Annotated in this window: 2 protein-coding genes; one reads left to right on the top strand and one right to left on the bottom strand. The window is 69.7% G+C overall.

Annotated elements, in window-relative coordinates; genetic code table 11:
* Positions 1 to 149 precede the first annotated feature (149 nt).
* Entirely contained in the window at positions 150 to 2,657 is a 2,508-nt protein-coding gene (locus ACFFNX_RS44125; protein WP_378212234.1) for a LamG-like jellyroll fold domain-containing protein, read from the bottom strand.
* Positions 2,658 to 2,847: 190 nt separating this feature from the next.
* Between ACFFNX_RS44125 and ACFFNX_RS44120 the strand changes: the two genes are divergently transcribed.
* Complete coding sequence (locus tag ACFFNX_RS44120) at positions 2,848 to 3,924, top strand: ABC transporter substrate-binding protein (RefSeq protein WP_378212233.1); 1,077 nt, start codon at positions 2,848 to 2,850, stop codon at positions 3,922 to 3,924.
* Positions 3,925 to 4,022 lie beyond the last annotated feature (98 nt).

The following is a 4,022-nucleotide window of genomic DNA, read 5'->3' as shown; positions in this document are numbered from 1 at the left end:
CGGAGCCGGTGGCGGCGGCCGGGCGGGTCACGGCCGGTCCGATGAGGGCGCCGCCACCGGCCGCGAGGCCGCGCCGCAGAAAGGTTCGTCGTTCCACGGAGACTCCCGTCGGGGGCGGGAGGGACCGCCGGGGCGGCCCCTCCCGTGGCTCACTTTCCGGACTGGTACAGCTGCCCGACCTCGTCGGCGGACAGGGCGCGGTCGAAAAGGTGCACCTGGTCGATGGCGCCGGGCCAGAAGTCGACCGGGTTGCCGCCGTACCGGCCGCGGCCGATCACCGTGTGGCCCGTCGAGGCGTCACCGAGGCAGGCCGCCGCGGTGCCGGCCTTCTGGCCGTTGACGTAGAGGGTGAGCGTGCCGCTCGCCGCGTCGCGGACGCCGACCAGGTGGTACCACTGCCCGGTCTGCGGCGCGGACGGCGCCAGCGCCCGCACCCCGGCGAAGCTGAAGGCGAACCGGTTGTCCTGCCCGGAGTACTGCAGGTAGAAGGCGCTGTTGGTGTCACCGTCCTGGCTCACCGCCGTGGCGAACGAGCCGAGCCGGTCCAGCTTCACCCAGGCCGACACGCTGTAGTTCCCGGTCGTGTCCAGGATCGCCGCGCCCGTGTCGGCGTACTGGTCCGAGCCGTTGAACTGCAACGCCGACCCCGAGTGCCCGGCCGTCCAGGCAGGGCCGTTCACCAGGGAGGCGTCGTGGTTCCCCGCGGCGTCCTCGGCGACCGTGCCGGAGCCCTCGTCGAGCGGATAGAAGCTCACGCCGTCGAGTCCGGGCGTGCCGGGCGGGTAGGTCGTGCCGTCGCCGTCACCGACCGATCCGGACGCCTTGATCAGCGCGAGGTTCGCGGCCCGCACCTGGTCGGCGCCGGGCTTGAGCACCCGGCGGTCGTAGGTGTAGATGCCGTTCAGCTCGTCCTCGACGTCGGTGATCTGCGTGTAGACCGACGCGGACACGCCGCACCGCCGTTCGACCTTCAGCAGCTGGCCCTGCAGTTCGGTGTAGCGGCGGGTGAGGGTGGCCTGGTCCGGCTCCATCTCGTACGCGAAGCCGTTCGCCGGGTCGAACATGTGGCCGTCGACCTTCAGGCCGAGCCCGCCGTACTCGCCGTCCACGGCCGCACGGGCGCCCTGCTGGACGGGCGTGCCCGGCCCGACGTAGGTGTGGTTGTCGTAGATGTCGCCCTCGCCGTTGTCGGGCAGGGAGTCGCAGCAGTTCACGCCGCTGTCCGCGTTCACGAGCCGGCTGGGGTCCCAGGACTTGATCTCGCTCACGATGCGGCCGGGCTCGTACTCGCCCCAGCCCTCGTTGAACGGGACCCAGGTGACGATCGAGGGGTGGCTGCGGTGCTGGTCGACGAGCGCGTGCAGCTGGCTCTCGAACTGCGTCTTCACCGTGTCGGGCGGAGTGTGCGAGGCGAACGTCGAGGGCATGTCCTGCCAGACGAGCAGGCCGAGCCGGTCCGCCCAGTAGTACCAGCGGTCGGGTTCGACCTTGACGTGCTTGCGGACCATGTTGAAGCCGAGCTTCTTGTGCGCCTCCAGGTCGAAGCGCAGCGCGGCGTCGGTCGGCGCGGTGTAGATGCCGTCCGGCCAGAAGCCCTGGTCCAGGGTGCCGACCTGCATGACGAACCTGCCGTTGAGCAGCATGCGGACCTTGCCGTCCGGGCCCTTGCCGAGACCGATCGAGCGCATGCCGAAGTAGGAGCTCGTCTCGTCCACGGCGCGGTGGCGGTCCAGGATCCGCACCTTCAGCGTGTACAGGTACGGGTCGTCGGGGGTCCACAGGTGGGGGTGGGGGACGGGCAGCCGCAGCTCGGCCCCGGGCCGTCCGGTGACCTGGCCGACCTTCTTCTTACCGGCGTACGCGGTGACCTCGGCGGTCTGCGTCGTGACGCCGGAGGCCCGGACGGTCACCCGCAGCGCCTTCGCCGCGAGGTCGGGCGTCGCGTCGACCCGGTCGACGTGCGCGGACGCGACCGGCTCCAGCCACACGGTCTGCCAGATGCCCGAGGACGGGGTGTAGAAGATGCCGTCACCGGCCTGGCGCTGCTTGCCGACCGGCTGTCCGTCGATGTCGGTGGTGTCGTCGACGCCGACGAGGAGCTCCTGCGGGCCGGTGCCCCTCAGCGCGCCGGTGACGTCGGCGGAGAAGGAGTCGTACCCGCCGGTGTGCGTGGCGACCTTGACGCCGTTGACGTAGACGGCCGTCTGGTAGTCCACGGCCTGGAAGTGCAGCAGCAGCCGGTCGCCGTGCCAGGAGCGCGGCACCGTGAACGTCCGTCGGTACCACATGTGGTCGACGTGCCGCTGGATCCCCGACAGCATCGACTCGACCGGGTACGGCACGAGGACCTTTTCCGGCAGGGTCCGCCCGGTGGGCGGCGTCTGGCCGGCGGCGGACGCCTCGTCGAACTGCCAGGTGCCGTTGAGGTTCTGCCAGCGGGTGCGGGTCAGCTGGGGGCGGGGGTAGTCGGGCAGCGCGTTGGTCGGCGAGACTTCGTGGGTCCAGGGCGTGGTGAGCCCGGTCTGCGCCTTCGGCGCGTCCGCCGCTCCGGCCGGCACGGCGGGTGCGGCGAGGGCGGTGACCAGAGCGAGAGCGAGGACGATGACGGAGGCTGGACCCCGGGGACGGGTCCGCCGGGAGGATCTGCGCGCGTACAACAGGAGGCTCCAATCTGCCGGTGTCAGGCACCGGCGAGAGGCCGTGCGGGGCCAGATGCAGCATGAGCGCGATCGATCGCAAATGCAATATTCAGATCGAGTCGACCAGGCTTCGCGATCGGTATTGACAGAAGACGATCGAAAATGGCTCAATACGGGAGCCTCGTCCTCAGCCTGGAAGGACACTCCGATGACTTCGTCTTCTCACCGCGTCGTCGGCGCGGCCGCGTTCGTCGCCCTCCTCACGCTCGCCGCGGCCGGCTGCGCCAAGTCCGAGGACGACAAGCAGGCCGGCGCCCAGGACACCGCGGGCCAGCAACAGGTGGCCCAGACCCCGGCCGGCAACGCGCCGACCTGCACGATCGACAAGTTCGGCGCCAAGAAGTTCGACCTCAAGAGCGGGGTGGTGGGGTTCTCCCAGTCCGAGAAGGAGGCCAACCCGTTCCGCATCGCCGAGACTCAGTCGATCAAGAGCGAGGCCAAGAGCCTCGGCATCGCGAACCTCAAGACGACGAACGGCCAGTCGCAGTTCAACAAGCAGATCAGCGATGTGCAGCAGCTCATCGCCCAGGGCGCGCAGGCGCTGGTCATCGCCCCGCTCAACTCCGACGGCTGGGAGCCGGTGCTCCAGCAGGCCGCCGCCAGGCACATCCCGATCATCACCGTGGACCGGCAGATCAACGCCACCGCCTGCAAGGACTACGTGACCTTCATCGGGTCGGACTTCTACACGCAGGGCAAACGCGCCGCCGACCAGATGATCAAGGCGGTCGGTGGCAAGGGCAAGGTCGCGATCCTGCTCGGCGCCTCGGGCAACAACGTCACGACCGACCGCACCAACGGTTTCAAGGACGAGCTGAAGCAGAAGGCGCCCGGCATCCAGATCACCTTCCAGCAGACCGGCGACTTCGCCCGCGAGAAGGGCCAGCAGGTCACCGAGCAGCTCATCCAGAGCAACCCGGACGTGAACGGCCTGTACGCCGAGAACGACGAGATGGCCCTCGGCGCGGTCACCGCGCTCAAGGGCGCCGGCAAGAAGGCCGGCCAGATCAAGATCGTGTCGGTGGACGGCACCCGCAACGCGGTGTCGCAGATCCCGGGCGGCTGGATCTCCGCGGTCATCGAGTCCAACCCGAGGTTCGGGCCGCTCGCCTTCCAGACCCTGACCAAGTTCCTGAACGGCGAGGCCATTCCGGAGAAGGTCATCATCTCCGACCGCGAGTACGACGCCTCCAACGCGAAACAGTCCGTGGCGTCCGCCTACTAGGACATGCTTCGAAGCCCCGCCCTCCGGGATGCTGCGCGGTCCGGGATGCTGCGCGGTCCGGGATGCTGCGCGGTCCGGGATGCTGCGCGGTCCGGGAT

It is taken from the genome of Actinoallomurus acaciae (assembly GCF_042429965.1).
In the GTDB taxonomy this organism is placed as follows: domain Bacteria; phylum Actinomycetota; class Actinomycetes; order Streptosporangiales; family Streptosporangiaceae; genus Actinoallomurus; species Actinoallomurus acaciae.
The sequence above is the reverse complement of the archived record's forward strand: the minus strand, read 5'-3'. Positions and strand labels throughout refer to the sequence as shown.